This is a genomic window from Arthrobacter sp. 92 (assembly GCF_050260325.1).
Lineage (GTDB): Bacteria > Actinomycetota > Actinomycetes > Actinomycetales > Micrococcaceae > Arthrobacter.
Map to the genome: position 1 here is coordinate 1466824 of NZ_CP189863.1, position 13497 is coordinate 1480320.

At 65.3% G+C, this 13497-nt stretch carries 15 protein-coding genes; 8 read left to right on the plus strand and 7 right to left on the minus strand.

Annotation, left to right across the window (positions count from 1 at the left end):
• Positions 1–139: 139 nt before the first annotated feature.
• Positions 140–676 (minus strand): murein hydrolase activator EnvC family protein, encoded by a 537-nt coding sequence (locus ACP4XC_RS06675; protein WP_427174079.1) that lies wholly within the window; start codon positions 674–676, stop codon positions 140–142.
• 452 nt (positions 677–1128) lie between these two features.
• On the opposite strand from ACP4XC_RS06675, the gene rpsB reads away from it, so the two are divergent.
• The 6 genes from rpsB to ACP4XC_RS06705 all read left to right on the plus strand — a co-directional run bounded on the left by rpsB (position 1129) and on the right by ACP4XC_RS06705 (position 6191).
• Positions 1129–2085 (plus strand): 30S ribosomal protein S2, encoded by a 957-nt coding sequence (gene rpsB / locus ACP4XC_RS06680; RefSeq protein ID WP_427174080.1) that lies wholly within the window; start codon positions 1129–1131, stop codon positions 2083–2085.
• Positions 2086–2219: 134 nt separating this feature from the next.
• Positions 2220–3056: a translation elongation factor Ts gene (tsf, locus tag ACP4XC_RS06685; protein ID WP_427174081.1), complete on the plus strand. Its 837-nt coding sequence runs from the start codon at positions 2220–2222 to the stop codon at positions 3054–3056.
• A gap of 149 nt (positions 3057–3205) precedes the next feature.
• Positions 3206–3943, plus strand: coding sequence for a UMP kinase (gene pyrH, locus ACP4XC_RS06690; protein ID WP_427174082.1), 738 nt, complete (start codon positions 3206–3208; stop codon positions 3941–3943).
• A 113-nt stretch (positions 3944–4056) separates the two neighbouring features.
• Positions 4057–4614 carry a ribosome recycling factor gene (frr, locus tag ACP4XC_RS06695; protein ID WP_427174083.1) on the plus strand — a complete coding sequence of 186 codons (558 nt, stop codon included), beginning with the start codon at positions 4057–4059 and terminating at the stop codon, positions 4612–4614.
• Positions 4614–5534, plus strand: coding sequence for a phosphatidate cytidylyltransferase (locus ACP4XC_RS06700; RefSeq protein WP_427174084.1), 921 nt, complete (start codon positions 4614–4616; stop codon positions 5532–5534). The genes frr and ACP4XC_RS06700 overlap by 1 nt, the downstream gene beginning before the upstream one ends.
• A gap of 72 nt (positions 5535–5606) precedes the next feature.
• Complete coding sequence (locus ACP4XC_RS06705; RefSeq protein WP_427174085.1) at positions 5607–6191, plus strand: DivIVA domain-containing protein; 585 nt, start codon at positions 5607–5609, stop codon at positions 6189–6191.
• A gap of 10 nt (positions 6192–6201) precedes the next feature.
• Here ACP4XC_RS06705 and ACP4XC_RS06710 read toward each other — a convergent pair whose 3' ends face one another.
• The 4 genes from ACP4XC_RS06710 to ACP4XC_RS06725 are packed head-to-tail and all read right to left on the minus strand — an operon-like array spanning position 6202 to position 10020.
• On the minus strand, positions 6202–7680 hold the full coding sequence (locus ACP4XC_RS06710) for a cation acetate symporter (RefSeq protein ID WP_427174086.1): 1479 nt from the start codon (positions 7678–7680) through the stop codon (positions 6202–6204).
• 7 nt (positions 7681–7687) lie between these two features.
• Positions 7688–8038, minus strand: coding sequence for a hypothetical protein (locus ACP4XC_RS06715; protein ID WP_427174087.1), 351 nt, complete (start codon positions 8036–8038; stop codon positions 7688–7690).
• Positions 8035–8754, minus strand: coding sequence for a LytR/AlgR family response regulator transcription factor (locus ACP4XC_RS06720; protein ID WP_427174088.1), 720 nt, complete (start codon positions 8752–8754; stop codon positions 8035–8037). The genes ACP4XC_RS06715 and ACP4XC_RS06720 overlap by 4 nt, the downstream gene beginning before the upstream one ends.
• A 60-nt stretch (positions 8755–8814) precedes the next feature.
• Positions 8815–10020 carry a sensor histidine kinase gene (locus tag ACP4XC_RS06725; protein WP_427174089.1) on the minus strand — a complete coding sequence of 402 codons (1206 nt, stop codon included), beginning with the start codon at positions 10018–10020 and terminating at the stop codon, positions 8815–8817.
• Positions 10021–10208: 188 nt separating this feature from the next.
• Here ACP4XC_RS06725 and ACP4XC_RS06730 point away from each other — a divergent pair, with 188 nt between their 5' ends.
• Both ACP4XC_RS06730 and ACP4XC_RS06735 read left to right on the plus strand, forming a co-directional pair.
• Positions 10209–10589, plus strand: coding sequence for a DUF485 domain-containing protein (locus ACP4XC_RS06730; protein ID WP_427175041.1), 381 nt, complete (start codon positions 10209–10211; stop codon positions 10587–10589).
• The gene (locus ACP4XC_RS06735) at positions 10586–12202 is read left to right on the plus strand and encodes a solute symporter family protein (protein WP_427174090.1); all 1617 of its coding nucleotides are present in this window, start codon (positions 10586–10588) and stop codon (positions 12200–12202) included. The genes ACP4XC_RS06730 and ACP4XC_RS06735 overlap by 4 nt, the downstream gene beginning before the upstream one ends.
• Before the next feature lie 128 nt (positions 12203–12330).
• Here ACP4XC_RS06735 and ACP4XC_RS06740 read toward each other — a convergent pair whose 3' ends face one another.
• Positions 12331–12807 carry a hypothetical protein gene (locus tag ACP4XC_RS06740; RefSeq protein ID WP_427174091.1) on the minus strand — a complete coding sequence of 159 codons (477 nt, stop codon included), beginning with the start codon at positions 12805–12807 and terminating at the stop codon, positions 12331–12333.
• Between the two features lie 197 nt (positions 12808–13004).
• The gene (locus ACP4XC_RS06745) at positions 13005–13478 is read right to left on the minus strand and encodes an Lrp/AsnC family transcriptional regulator (RefSeq protein ID WP_427174092.1); all 474 of its coding nucleotides are present in this window, start codon (positions 13476–13478) and stop codon (positions 13005–13007) included.
• Between the last annotated feature and the right edge of the window lie 19 nt (positions 13479–13497).

The window sequence follows — 13497 nt, forward strand, 5'->3', positions numbered from 1 at the left end:
CGCGGGCGGGCCGGCGGCAGCAGAGTCTCTGGATGCGGCGTGGGCGGGCGGGCCGGCAGGAGCGGCACTTCGAAGCGGCGCGGATCCGGGAGATTCCGCCGCGATGAGTACGTGCGGCGGTATGAGTACGTGCGGCGGTTCAGCCGGCACCTGGCACCTCCAGCGGGAGCAGGACGGAAGGCCTTAAATCCGTCACGAGAGACAATGGGTTGATGTAGTCCTCTCCCCGGCGAACGCCCCAGTGAACGCACGGTATGGCCCCGCAATGACCAGGCCGCACCGTTCCGATCAGGTCCCCTTTGGAGACGCGGGCGCCGGCCGCAAGGCCACTGTCCACGGGTTCGAAGCTGCTGCGGAGCCCGCCGCCGTGGTCGATGGTAATCACGGGGCGGTCCACCACCACTCCCACAAAACTGACCGTTCCGGACTCCGGCGAGGTGACCGCGGCGCCGTCGAACGCCGTCCGGAGATCCACTCCCCGATGCCCCCTCATCCACGGTTTTTCCGGGGGATCGAAGCCGCGCAGCACCACCGGTTTGGGAGGCAGCGGCCAGCTCCAGTCTCCCCGCGCCGGCGCAGCCAGGATGGGGCCGGGCGGGACCGCAGACGGAGCGCCGTACAGCGGTGCTGCTGCGGCCGCCAGGAGGGTGATGGCGAGGAGTGCTGGGGCTTTCATGTCTTCAGCCTGATGCCTGGGCGCGGCGGCGGGAAGCGGTGCCGCAGCCTATGTGGAAAAGGGCGGTGGAGGTCCCTGGAATGGTCCAACCGGAGGAGGCTGCTGTAGTACACTTGACGGAGCAGTTTGCTGTGCCCTCAACGATGCCCGGCTGGCGGTTCAAGTCACTTCCAAGTCACCTGGCCTTTCAGCCGTTCTAGTCAGCACGTCTCATTCAGAGGTGTGGGGGAGCAGTGGCTGACTACGCGTATCCAGACCTCCCATCCGAAGCCAAGCCTTCAGGCTGCGGAGGATTGTGCTTCTTGCGGTCCTGACCTTAACGGTCCGGATGAGTCGTGCAATGGATGCCAGGAGTAACGCCCACCTGGGCGAAGCTAAATAACCGTCAACTATTGGCAGGGTAAGAGAGCCATGGGCTGTCTCATGAATGACCTGCCGGAAGGAGCGTCGGCATGCCCGTCGTAACTATGCGCCAGCTGCTTGACAGCGGCGTCCACTTTGGACACCAGACCCGTCGTTGGAACCCGAAGATGAAGCGATTCATCTTCACGGAACGCAACGGCATCTACATCATTGACCTGCAGCAGTCGCTGTCCTACATCGACCGCGCTTACGAGTTCGTCAAGGCCACCGTTGCACACGGCGGCACCGTTCTCTTCGTCGGCACCAAGAAGCAGGCCCAGGAAGCGATCGCTGAGCAGGCCACCCGCGTTGGCCAGCCGTACGTCAACCAGCGCTGGCTCGGCGGTATGCTGACCAACTTCCAGACGGTTTCCAAGCGCATCCAGCGTATGAAGGAACTCGAAGAGATCGACTTCGACGACGTCGCAGGTTCCGCGTACACCAAGAAGGAGCTGCTGCTTCTTCGCCGCGAACTCACCAAGCTGGAAACCAACCTCGGTGGTATCCGCAACCTGACCAAGGCACCGTCCGTGCTCTGGATCGTGGACACCAAGAAGGAACACCTCGCAGTTGATGAGGCCAAGAAGCTGAACATCCCGGTTGTTGCCATCCTGGACACCAACTGCGATCCCGATGAGGTTGACTTCCCGATCCCGGGTAACGACGACGCCATCCGCTCCGTGAACCTGCTGACCCGCGTTGTTGCAGATGCTGTTGCTGAGGGCCTGATCGCCCGCCACAACCGCGCAACCGGCACCACCGAGACCCCGGAAGAGCCGCTGGCTGAGTGGGAGCGCGAGCTCCTTGAAGGCAGCAAGTCTGAAGAGGCTCCCGCCGCCGAGGCCGCCGCTCCTGCTGCTGAAGACGCTCCCGCAGCTCCCGCAGCAGAGGCAGCTCCCGCAGCAGAGGCTGCTCCCGCAGCTGAGGAAGCTCCGGTTGCTGAGGAAGCCCCGGCTGCTGCCGAGGCAACCGAAGCTGCAGCCGGCGAAGCCGACTCCGCCAAGTAGGCAGTCACGCAAATCTGGACCGTCCCCGGCACTGTATCCAGTGCCGGGGGCATCTGACAGGATGGCCGCTCACGATGTGAGCTGCCGTCCTGTCAGTCCGTACACCACATAAATTTCTAGACAGAGGGGTTCACATGGCGAACTACACTGCCGCAGACATCAAGGCTCTGCGCGAGCGCACCGGCGCCGGCATGATGGATGTCAAGAAGGCTCTTGACGAAGCCAACGGTGACGCCGAAAAGGCCATCGAAATCATCCGCATCAAGGGCCTCAAGGGCGCTACCAAGCGTGAAGGCCGCTCCACCGCGGAAGGCCTGGTTGCTGCCAGGGTCGACGGCGGCGTTGGCGTGATGATCGAGGTTAACTGCGAGACCGACTTCGTGGCCAAGGCTGATAAGTTCATCCAGCTCGCCGACAAGGTGCTCGCCGTGGCAGTTGACTCAGGCGCTGCCGACCTCGAGACCCTGCTGGCCACCGAAGTCGATGGCAAGGCGCTGTCCGAGGTTGTCGTCGAAGAGGGCGCCGTCCTCGGTGAAAAAGTCGTCGTCCGTCGGATCTCACGCGTTGAGGGCGGCACCGTTGACGCGTACCTGCACAAGACGTCCAAAGACCTCCCGGCTCAGGTCGGCGTTCTGTTCGCCGTTGACGGTGAAGGCGAAGCAGCCGCAACGGCCGCGCACGACGTCGCCGTTCACATTGCTGCGATGTCCCCGAATTACCTGACCCGCGAGGACGTGCCGGCTGAGCTGGTTGAGTCCGAGCGCCGCATCGCCGAGGAAACGGCCAAGGCCGAGGGCAAGCCCGAGGCAGCCATGACCAAGATTGTGGAAGGCCGCGTCACGGGCTTCTACAAGGGCGAGGTCCTGGTTGACCAGGCATTCGCCAAGGACGCCAAGAAGTCTGTGGCGCAGGTCCTCCAGGAGGCCGGCGTCAAGCCGACCGCGTTCACGCGTTTCCGCGTCGGTTCCTAGTTAGACACGCTAAGGGGTGGTCACTGCGGTGGCCGCCCCTTTTGCATGCACCCGCAGCCTCCCGGGGCTGCACATAGCGGCCAGGGCAATGAGACCTTTGGCCATCAGGCACGATAACCTAGCTCAGAGCTTATTTACGGGAAGGCACCATGGGAACCGTCAACACTTCAGTCCAGTCAGAGAAGAGCAGGCGGCGCGTCCTCCTGAAACTGTCCGGTGAGGTCTTCGGCGGCGGGAAGCTGGGCGTTGATCCGGATACCGTGCGCGGAGTCGCCAAGCAGATCGCTGCCGCCGTTCCCGACGTCGAGGTTGCCATCGTGGTGGGCGGCGGGAACTTCTTCCGCGGCGCCGAACTGTCCCAGAGCGGCATGGACCGATCCCGCGCGGACTACATGGGCATGCTGGGCACCGTCATGAACTGCCTGGCACTGCAGGACTTCCTGGAGCAGGCCGGCGTCGAAACCCGGGTGCAGAGCGCCATCACCATGGGCCAGGTGGCGGAGGCGTACATTCCCCGCCGCGCTATCCGGCACATGGAAAAGGGCCGGGTTGTCATCTTCGGAGCGGGTGCGGGCCTGCCGTATTTCTCCACCGACACCGTAGCTGCCCAGCGCGCCCTTGAGGTGCACGCGGACGTGGTCCTGATGGCCAAGAGCGGCGTGGACGGCGTCTACACGGCAGACCCCAAGAAGGATCCCGGCGCCGAGAAGCTCGACCGGCTTAGCTACGACGACGCATTGCGCCGCGACATCCGCGTCATGGACCAGACGGCCATGACGATGTGCAAGGACAACAACCTCACCATGGTGGTGTTCGGGATGGAAGGCGAAGGCAACGTCACACGCGCCATCCGCGGCGAGGAACTGGGCACGGTAGTCACTCCCTAGCAACGGCTAGGATGATTCATGGACGGTTCCGCCCGCGGGTGGGGCAGTATGACGGAACGAATTCTGTGCATCTCCGGTCCCTCCGGAATGCACCAAATTTCTGAGGAGAGATCGTGATCGAAGAAACCTTGCTCGAAGCCGGGGACAAGATGGACAAGGCGGTTGAAGTAGCCAAGGAAGACTTCGCCTCGATCCGGACCGGCCGCGCCACGCCCGGCCTGTATAACAAGGTGATCGTGGAGTACTACGGCACGCCTACCCCGCTCCAGCAGTTGGCCTCCTTCGCCGTGCCGGACGCCCGCACCATTCTGGTCACTCCTTACGACAAGACGGCCCTTCGCGACATAGAACGCGCCCTGAGCGACTCTGAGGTGGGCGCCAACCCGTCGAATGACGGCAACGTCATCAGGATCACCATTCCGGAGCTGACGTCCGAGCGCCGCAAGGAATACGTCAAGATCGTCAAGTCCAAGGGCGAGGACGCCAAGGTCTCCATCCGCAACATCCGCCGCAAGGCCAAGGAAACCCTGGACAAGCTGGTGAAGGACGGCGAGGCCGGCGAGGACGAGGGCAGCCGCGGCGAGAAGGAACTCGACGCCATGACCAAGGCCCACGTCGACGGGATCGATGAGCTGCTCAAGCGCAAGGAAGCCGAGCTTCTCGAGGTCTGATGAATCAGGCAGAGCAGGCGCCCGGACCGAGAGTCCGGGCACGGGGGAGGCAGCGGGAAAACCCCACACCCAAGGCCGGGAGGAATCTTCCAGCGGCCACGGTGGTGGGGCTCGCAATGCTCTTCGCCGTATTGGGGGGCCTTCTGTTCCTGCCGCTGGGCTTTGTGGCAGTCACCACCACCTTCGCCGTCTTCGGCGTGTGGGAAATTTTCCGGGCGCTGGAAGTGAGCGGCACCCGCCTGCCCATCGTTCCGGTGATGGTGGGGACCGTTGGCATGCCGTTCGCGGCGTACTTCGGGGGGCTCGAGGGCCTGCTGTTCGCGTTGCTGGCGAGCAGCGTGGCCGTGCTGTTGTGGCGCACTATTGAGAGCGCCGCCGGCTCGGCCCGCAGCATTTTTGCCGGTGTCTTCACCATGGCCTGGGTCCCGTTCTTCATCAGTTTCGCCATCCTGCCCCTGCACGCGGGGGGAGGCGCGGCCACCATCGGCCCGTGGCCCGGCGGCATCATCCCGGCCGGCGCCTGGCAAATCGCCACCATGCTGCTCCTGGTGGTTTCCAACGACACTTTCGGCTATCTGGTGGGGGCGTCTTTCGGCAAGCACCCCATGGCACCGAAGATCAGCCCGAAGAAGTCCTGGGAAGGCTTTGCCGGTTCCATCGCCGGGGCCGCTGCAGTCGGCGTCCTTGCCTGCATCTTCGTCCTGGATAAACCGTGGTGGGTGGGGCTGGTGCTCGCAGTGGGAATGGTGGCTGCATCGACCACCGGTGACCTCGCCGAATCCATGGTCAAACGGGAGCTCGGCATCAAGGACATGAGCAGCATTCTTCCCGGCCACGGCGGCGTCATGGACCGGCTTGATTCAATCGTTTTCGCCTCTCCGGCGGCGTTTATCCTGTTCACCGCTTTCTCCGGCGCCTGAGGTTCCCGCGGGCCATCGGTCCACACCTTAGACTGGTCCGGAGCAACATCTGAACAGCATTGAAGGAAAATTGTGACAGTGGATATTCAACGGCAGATACCTGCGTCCTTTGACCGCGTGCAGCGGAACCAGTACGGCTACAACGCCAAGCAGGTTGACCAGTTCCTCCAGCGGGCGCGGGTGTCCTTCGAGAATCCCGGGGCAGCGAGCCCCGTGATCAAGAGCGCCGATGTCAGGGCCGTCTCCTTCGACCCGGTCAAGGGAGGCTATGCGGCAGCCGGCGTGGACGCTGCACTGGACCGGCTGGAGGACGCATTTGCCCGGCGGGAGCGCGATGACCTTATCGCGGCGAGCGGCGAGGACGCATGGCTCCGCGAGATCGGCAAGCTGTCCGGGCTCCTGCGGGGCCGCCTGCACCGCCCGGACGGCGAGCGTTTCCGCCGCCCGGCCAAGGGCCGCGCGAGCAGCTACAACACCATCGACGTCGACAACCTGTGCCGGGACCTTATCGGATACCTGGAGGAGGACCGTCCGCTGAGCGTGGACAACGTCCGCCGCGCCGTGTTCCGGCCGGCCGTAGGCAAGGACGGCTATGAGGAAACGCAGGTCGATGCGTTCCTCGACCGCGTCATCGAACTGATGGCGGCCATCGACTAGCCTTCCCCCGTCAGCGTTCGGTTGCCAGCGGACGCTCCGGAGTATGAAGCCGCGTCATGACCCGGGTCAGGGTCCGCGGCACACGGTTCTTCGTGGCCCGCGACACCAGGATCATCACGGCGAAGGCGGCCGGCACAGTCCACGCCGCGGGCTGGGCCAGCCACGCGGGCGCAGTGGCTCCGGAGCCCGCGGCGCCGGAGAGTGCGCCGGCAACCATCGAGCCTCCGCAGAGAATTCCTCCGGTCAGCATGCCGGCTATGGCGCCAACATCGGTAAGGCCGCGCCACCAGATGCCCAGTAGCAGCGCCGGGCAGATGGTTGAGGCCGTGAAGGCGAACACCAACCCCACACTTCCTGCCAAGGCCATCGAATCCGTCATGAACGCAAAGCCCAGGGGCACGGCGGCGGAGATCAGCGCCGCCACCCGGAAACCGCGGACGCTCCCACCCAGCACGTCCTGACTGATAACGCCGGCCAGCGAGACCACAAGGCCGGAGGTTGTGGAGAGGAACGCGGCGAATGCTCCGGCAACCACGAGGGCCGACAACAGGTCGCCGGCAGTTCCTCCCACGAGCCGGCCCGGGAGCAGGAGGACCAGCGCGTCGGACTGACCGCTCTGGGCCAAACCCGGCGCGAACATCCGGCCGGCCAGCCCGTAAGCGGTGGGGAAAAGGTAGAAAACGGACAATAGCCCGAGGACGATCAGCGTTGTCCGCCGCGCCGAGTGGCCGTCTGGATTCGTGTAAAAGCGCACCAGGACGTGCGGCAGTCCGAGCGTGCCGAAGAGCAGCGCCACCAGCAGCGAGATGTTTTGGTAGGGCCCGGCCGGAGCCAGCCCCGTGGGGTTTGCGGACGCCTCCGCTACGGCCTGGGAGCCGTTGCCGGCGAGCACCAGGACGATGAAGACAATGGGTACCGCCAGGGCCGTCAGCTTCAGCCAGTACTGGAAGGCCTGGACAAACGTGATGGAGCGCATGCCGCCGGCCACCACGGTCAGGCAGACCACCACCACCACCGCCACCGACCCCACCCAGGCCGGCAGACCGGTGGTGATCCGGATGGTCAGGGCCGCCCCGTGCAGCTGCGGCACGATGTAGAGCCAGCCCACCACCACAACCACCAGGCTCGTGACGCGGCGGACGGCCTTGGAATTCAACCGCACCTCGGTAAAGTCCGGAATGGTGTACGCGCCGGAGCGCCGCAGCGGAGCGGCAACAAAAAGCAGCAGCATCAGGTACCCCGCGGTGTAGCCGATGGGAAACCAGAGTGCGTCCGTGCCGGAGAGCAGGATCAGGCCCGCCACGCCAAGGAAGCTGGCGGCGGAGAGATATTCGCCGCCAATCGCCGAGGCATTCCACCACGGACGGACCGTCCGGGAGGCCACATAGAAGTCGCCGGTGGTCCGGGAAACCCGCAGCCCATAGAATCCGATCACCGCCGTGGCCACAGAGACGGCGGCAAAGGCGGCAATACCCACCACGGGGTTCACAGCGGCCTCACTTCTCTTCCGCCAGGTCCCGGTACCGGGCCTCGTTGCGCGCCGCCGTGCGGATGTACAGCCAGGCACTGAGCCCGATCACGGGATAGATCCCGGCGCCGAGCAGGAGCCACCCGAAGGGGATCCCGGCAACCCGCGACTCGGCCAGTCCCGGCACCAGCCCGAGCATCATGGGGAAGGCGAACAGGATCAGTAGGAAGCCACCGGCGACCACGAGGGCCAGGCGCAACTGTGAGCGGATGAGTGACCGGACGAACACCTGGCCCACTTCGGATTCCTCGGCGGCCTCATGGGGGTCGGCGGCGGGCCTCGCAGCGGACGGGGGAGCCGTCACCCGGACGCGCGTCATGCCTGCGGCCGGATCCGGGTGGTCCCGAGCTTCTCCCGGACCGAGGGCAGGTGCCGCCGGCTGATGGGAAGCTCGGCTCCGGCCACGGTGACAGTGGGCTTGGCGGAGGCCAGCTTCAGATGACCCACATGATTCAGTGCGATCAGGTACGAGCGGTGGGTTCGGATGAAACCGGCGTCGGCCCACTGCTGCTCCAGGTCGGCCAGCGGAACCCTGATGAGGAAGCTGGCATCGGCGGTGTGCAGCCGTGCATAGTCACCCTGCGCCTGGACATAGGTGACGTCGTCGCGCCGGATCATCCTGGTGGTTCCGCCCAGATCAACGGTGATCATCTCCGGCGTCGCGGCGCCGTCCTTCAGGAGCTCGCAGATGCGTCCCACCGACTTCGCCAGCCGTTCTGCCCGGACCGGCTTCAGCAGGTAGTCCACTGCGGCGAGTTCGAACGCTTCGAGCGCGCAGTCCTCGTCCGCCGTGACAAATACGACGGCGGGAGGATGGCTGCTTCGCGCGATGGCCCTCGCAATGTCAAGGCCGGACAATGCGGGCATGTGGATGTCGAGGAAAACGGCATCCACCGTTTCGGCCTCGAGGACCGTCAGGGCTTCCGCCCCTGAGGATGCGCGGTGCACCGTCCCGATACGGTCATCCCTTCCCAGAAGGAAGGCAAGCTCCTCGACGGCGGGGAGTTCGTCGTCGGCGACGAGGACGTTAATCATGGTTACAGGTTAGCCCCGCACAGCGCGGGTCCGGCGCCGGGGCCGCTGGACGCGGCGCGGTCAGGCGTCGTGGCGGGGCTGCGATTTCGGGACGCGCATGGTGATGAGTGTGCCCTCGCCGGGGGCGGTTTCAATCACCAGCCCGTTGTCCTCGCCGTAGACCTGGCGGAGCCGGGCGTCCACGTTCCGCAGGCCCACGTGGTCGCCGTCACTGTGCCCGGCGAGCATGGAGCGCAGCTGCTCCGGGTCCATGCCCACGCCGTCGTCCTCGATGGTCACCTCGGCAAACGCGCCCGAATCGTTGGCGGCAATGGTGATATGCCCGGGTCCTGCCTTGGCTTCGAGGCCGTGCCGGACCGAATTCTCCACCAGCGGCTGCAGGCTCAGGAAGGGGATTACCGTGCTGAGGACCTCGGGGGCGATCCGGAGGCTGACCTGGACCCTGTCACCGAACCGGGCACGCTCCAGAAGCAGATACCGGTCGATGCAGCGCAGCTCCTCCGCGAGGGTGGTGAAGTCCCCATGGCGGCGGAACGAATACCGGGTGAAGTCCGCGAATTCCACCACAAGCTCCCGGGCGCGGACGGGATCGGTGTTGATGAACGACGCAATCGCGTTGAGGGAGTTGTAGATGAAGTGCGGGCTGATCTGGGCGCGCAGGGCACGCACTTCAGCCTCCATCAGGAGGGTACGGGATGCATCGAGCTCGGCCAGTTCCACCTGGGCTGCCACCCAGTCGGCCACTTCGCTGGTGGCCCGGACCAGACCGGCCCCTGCCGCCGGCGCGAACGCCGCCACTACGCCCACCACCCGGGTCCCGGCCTTGATGGGGGCAATCACTGCCGCGCGCTGCCTGCTGGATTTATCCCCGGGTGCACCGGGCGGCAGCAGTTCGCCGGCGTTGATCACAGCCGTCCGGCCGCCGGAGAGGACGTCGGCGGCGAGCCGCATCAGCGCAGGTTTGAGGTCCTCGCCGGAACCGTCCCAGGCCAGCACTCCCGCGGTATCCGTGATGGCCAGGGCATCGCAGCCCAGGATGCTGCGCAGTTGCCGGCTGGCCTTGGCCGCGCCCGCGGGATTCAGCCCGGTGCGCAGATGCTGACCGGCCCGGGACGCGGCGTGAAGGGTTTTGTAGGTGGCGCGCTCGGCGTCGGTGCCCAGTTCACGGAAGGACCGCAGGACTTTCAGGCCAACAGCCACGACGACGGCGATTGCCATCGCGATCACGGCGATGGCGGCGGCGGTGAGCAGCGGGGAGTCCGGCATGCTGCCAGCGTAGCGCAGGACCGGGCGCCGTTTGGCGCAGCATCGGGACCGCTGAGCGACGGCCCGGCGGAGAGCTATGGAATGTAGCCCCCATCACGGGACACAGTGATTGCAGTCACACTGGTTGAGGCTGTTTGTGAGAGACCAGGGCATCCGGTGTGGACGGCAAGACTCAATGAGGAGGAATGATGGGTAACGATGCCCGAATCCCGGACGCAGCGGCGTCCGTGGACTTCAAGGAAGTCCAGTCGACGGAGCAGTTCCAGGAACTGCGCAAACGTCACCGCAGCTTTGTGTTCCCCATGGCAGTGGCGTTCCTGCTCTGGTACTTCGCATACGTCCTCCTGGCCGATTACGCGGTCGGCTTTATGTCCACCAAGGTCTGGGGAAACATCAACATCGGCCTCATCCTGGGCCTGCTGCAGTTTGTCTCCACGTTCGCCATCACAGGCTGGTACGTCAGCTATTCCAACCGGCGTCTCGATCCCATCGCGGCCGAGATCCGCCACGGGATCGAAGGCCACGAGTTCGACAAGCACGGCAACCCAGTGATCGGAACATCGAAATGACAGGCATGGTACCCGCGGTCAACGTGGCCGCCCTCAAGGACACCACCCTCCTGAACATGGGCATCTTCGCCTTGTTCGTCGCCATCACCATGGTGATCGTGATTAAAGCCAGCCGCAACAACAAGACAGCGGCTGACTACTACGCGGCCGGCCGGTCCTTCACGGGCCCGCAAAACGGCACGGCCATTGCGGGGGACTACCTCTCCGCCGCGTCGTTCCTGGGTATCACCGGGGCCATCGCCATCAACGGATACGACGGCTTCATGTACTCCATCGGCTTCCTCGTCGCGTGGCTTGTGGCCCTGTTGCTGGTGGCCGAGCTGCTTCGCAACACCGGCAAGTTCACCATGGCGGACGTGCTCTCGTTCCGCCTGAAACAGCGCCCCGTCAGGATCGCCGCGGCCATCTCCACCCTGGCCGTCTGCTTCTTCTACCTGCTGGCCCAAATGGCCGGTGCAGGCAGCCTCATTTCCTTGCTCCTGGGTATCAGCGACTGGGGCGGCCAGGCCCTGGTGATCGTCGTCGTCGGCGCCCTCATGATCATGTACGTGCTGATCGGTGGCATGAAGGGCACCACCTGGGTGCAGATCATCAAGGCCATGCTCCTGATCGCCGGTGCGGCGGTCATGACGTTCTGGGTCCTGGCCATCTACGGTTTCAACCTCTCGGACCTGCTCGGCGGCGCGGTGGAAACCTCGAAGAACCCGAACATGCTCAACCCGGGCCTGCAGTACGGCAAGACCGAAACCTCCAAGTTGGACTTCATGTCCCTGGGCCTTGCTCTGGTCCTTGGCACCGCAGCCCTGCCCCACGTGCTGATGCGCTTCTACACGGTTCCCACCGCCAAGGAAGCCCGTAAATCCGTGGTGTGGTCCATCTGGCTGATCGGCATCTTCTACCTGTTCACCCTGGTGCTGGGCTACGGAGCAGCGGCCCTCGTTGGGGCCGACACCATCAAGTCCGCTCCGGGCGGCGTCAACTCCGCCGCACCGTTGCTCGCCTTCCACCTGGGCGGCCCGCTGCTGCTTGGCTTCATTTCGGCGGTGGCCTTCGCCACCATCCTTGCGGTGGTGGCCGGCCTCACCATCACGGCGGCCGCGTCGTTTGCACACGACATCTACGCCAACGTGATTGCCAAGGGCAAAGCCGACGCCGACACGGAGGTCAAGGTGGCCCGGCGCACTGTTGTGGTGATCGGCATCCTGGCGATCATCGGCGGCATCTTCGCCAACGGCCAGAACGTCGCCTTCCTGGTGGCGCTCGCCTTCGCCGTGGCCGCCTCGGCAAACCTGCCCACCATCGTGTACTCGCTGTTCTGGCGCAAGTTCACCACCCAGGGCGCCATCTGGAGCATGTACGGCGGACTCGCGTCGGCCATCATCCTGATCGCGCTCTCCCCGGTGGTGTCCGGCACCAAGACGTCCATGATCCCGGGGGCCAACTTCGCGATCTTCCCGCTGAGCAACCCCGGCATCGTCTCCATCCCGCTCGCGTTCCTCCTGGGCTGGCTCGGTACCGTGCTGGACAAGCGGAAGGAAGATGTCACCAAGCAGGCCGAGATGGAAGTCCGTTCCCTCACCGGCGTGGGCGCGGAGAAAGCGGTCAACCACTAGGACTATCCAAACAGGGACGGTCCCGACGCGAGCAGGCGTCACCGCACCACACAGAAGCTCCCGTGCATCCGCGCGGGAGCTTCTGCTTTCCGTCCCAACACCCGTCCGCCATCGCCTCCGCGGAAAGCTCACTCCTTGGGTTTGAGCCTGATGGTGGTCATCTTTGGCTCATCGCCGCGGAACCGGTACGCCAGATCCACCGCCTTGCCGCCACAGGTGATCAACCCGGCGACGTCGGCCGTGCTCGTCCCGTTTTCGGTTTTCACGTCTACGTCGTTGTAGGCCGGCATGCAGCTGCTGTCCAGTTTGAGGCTGCGGACACCGGCTGTAAATTCCTCCCGGGAGAGCTTGCCCCGGAGGGCCGGGTCCAGGAATCCGTCATAGGCCTGGTCGGTGCTGCCCGCGATGACCAGCTTGGTGAAGTCATCCGCAAGGCCCTTGGTTTTGCCCGCGGCACCCCCCGCCAGCGCGCCCGCGAGGACCGACCCCGCAGCGGCCAGGGCCGCCGCGCCGCCGGCCATGCCCAGGACGATCCACATCCTTTTCCCGCCCTTTTTCGGCGGCGGAGCGGACGCGGGCTGGAGCGAATCATGGGGTGTGCTCAAGGTCAAGCCTTTCCGGCAGTCGGCGCGGCCGCTGCCCCATTGCGCGGGGGGGGCGTGCGCCCGGCTCCCGCTGGAGTCAACTGCACCAGCCTATAACCCGCGTCTCGAAGCCGGCTGTCCAGGCTGCGCGGGGCTGCCCGGAGCTGCCCGGAGCTACATCGTCCGCAACGGCGCCGGAGGCGACTCCGGGACCCGGGTCATCCCGCCGTCGAGCCCCGTTCCAGGAGGGGCTGGATCCGGAACGGGATCAGCTCACCCATGGCCAGCGCAGTGTCCGTGCGGTCCACACCTTCGCAGGCAAGGATTTTGCCGTTGATCCGGAAGAGATCCTCCGCGTCCAGTGCCACCACGCGGAGCAGGAGATCAGCCGAACCTGTGAGCCCGTAGCCTTCCAGGATTTCCGGGATACCCGCGAGGTCCACAGCCAATTGGCCCAGCTTCTGTTGCTGGACGTGGACGGAGATAAACGCCATCAGGGGGTAGCCCAGCGACGCCGGGTTGATCCGGCGTTCGAAGGACAGGAAGACGTGTTTCTTTTCGAGTTGGGCCATTCGGGCCTGCACCGTGTTACGGGACAGGCCAAGCTTCTGGGCCAGCGCCACCACAGTCCGCCGAGGGTCCTGGGCGAGGGCCGCAAGCAGCCGTGTGTCAGTGCCATCCAAAGCTTGCATAATGCGCAAGGCTAGCACG

Bases quoted from the DNA above. Each gene is read 5' to 3' on its own strand.
- ACP4XC_RS06675 (WP_427174079.1), bottom strand. From the start codon at position 676: ATGAAAGCCCCAGCACTCCTCGCCATCACCCTCCTGGCGGCCGCAGCA.
- rpsB (WP_427174080.1), top strand. From the start codon at position 1,129: ATGCCCGTCGTAACTATGCGCCAGCTGCTTGACAGCGGCGTCCACTTT.
- tsf (WP_427174081.1), top strand. From the start codon at position 2,220: ATGGCGAACTACACTGCCGCAGACATCAAGGCTCTGCGCGAGCGCACC.
- pyrH (WP_427174082.1), top strand. From the start codon at position 3,206: ATGGGAACCGTCAACACTTCAGTCCAGTCAGAGAAGAGCAGGCGGCGC.
- ACP4XC_RS06700 (WP_427174084.1), top strand. From the start codon at position 4,614: ATGAATCAGGCAGAGCAGGCGCCCGGACCGAGAGTCCGGGCACGGGGG.
- ACP4XC_RS06715 (WP_427174087.1), bottom strand. From the start codon at position 8,038: ATGACGCGCGTCCGGGTGACGGCTCCCCCGTCCGCTGCGAGGCCCGCC.
- ACP4XC_RS06720 (WP_427174088.1), bottom strand. From the start codon at position 8,754: ATGATTAACGTCCTCGTCGCCGACGACGAACTCCCCGCCGTCGAGGAG.
- ACP4XC_RS06725 (WP_427174089.1), bottom strand. From the start codon at position 10,020: ATGCCGGACTCCCCGCTGCTCACCGCCGCCGCCATCGCCGTGATCGCG.
- ACP4XC_RS06730 (WP_427175041.1), top strand. From the start codon at position 10,209: ATGGGTAACGATGCCCGAATCCCGGACGCAGCGGCGTCCGTGGACTTC.
- ACP4XC_RS06735 (WP_427174090.1), top strand. From the start codon at position 10,586: ATGACAGGCATGGTACCCGCGGTCAACGTGGCCGCCCTCAAGGACACC.
- ACP4XC_RS06745 (WP_427174092.1), bottom strand. From the start codon at position 13,478: ATGCAAGCTTTGGATGGCACTGACACACGGCTGCTTGCGGCCCTCGCC.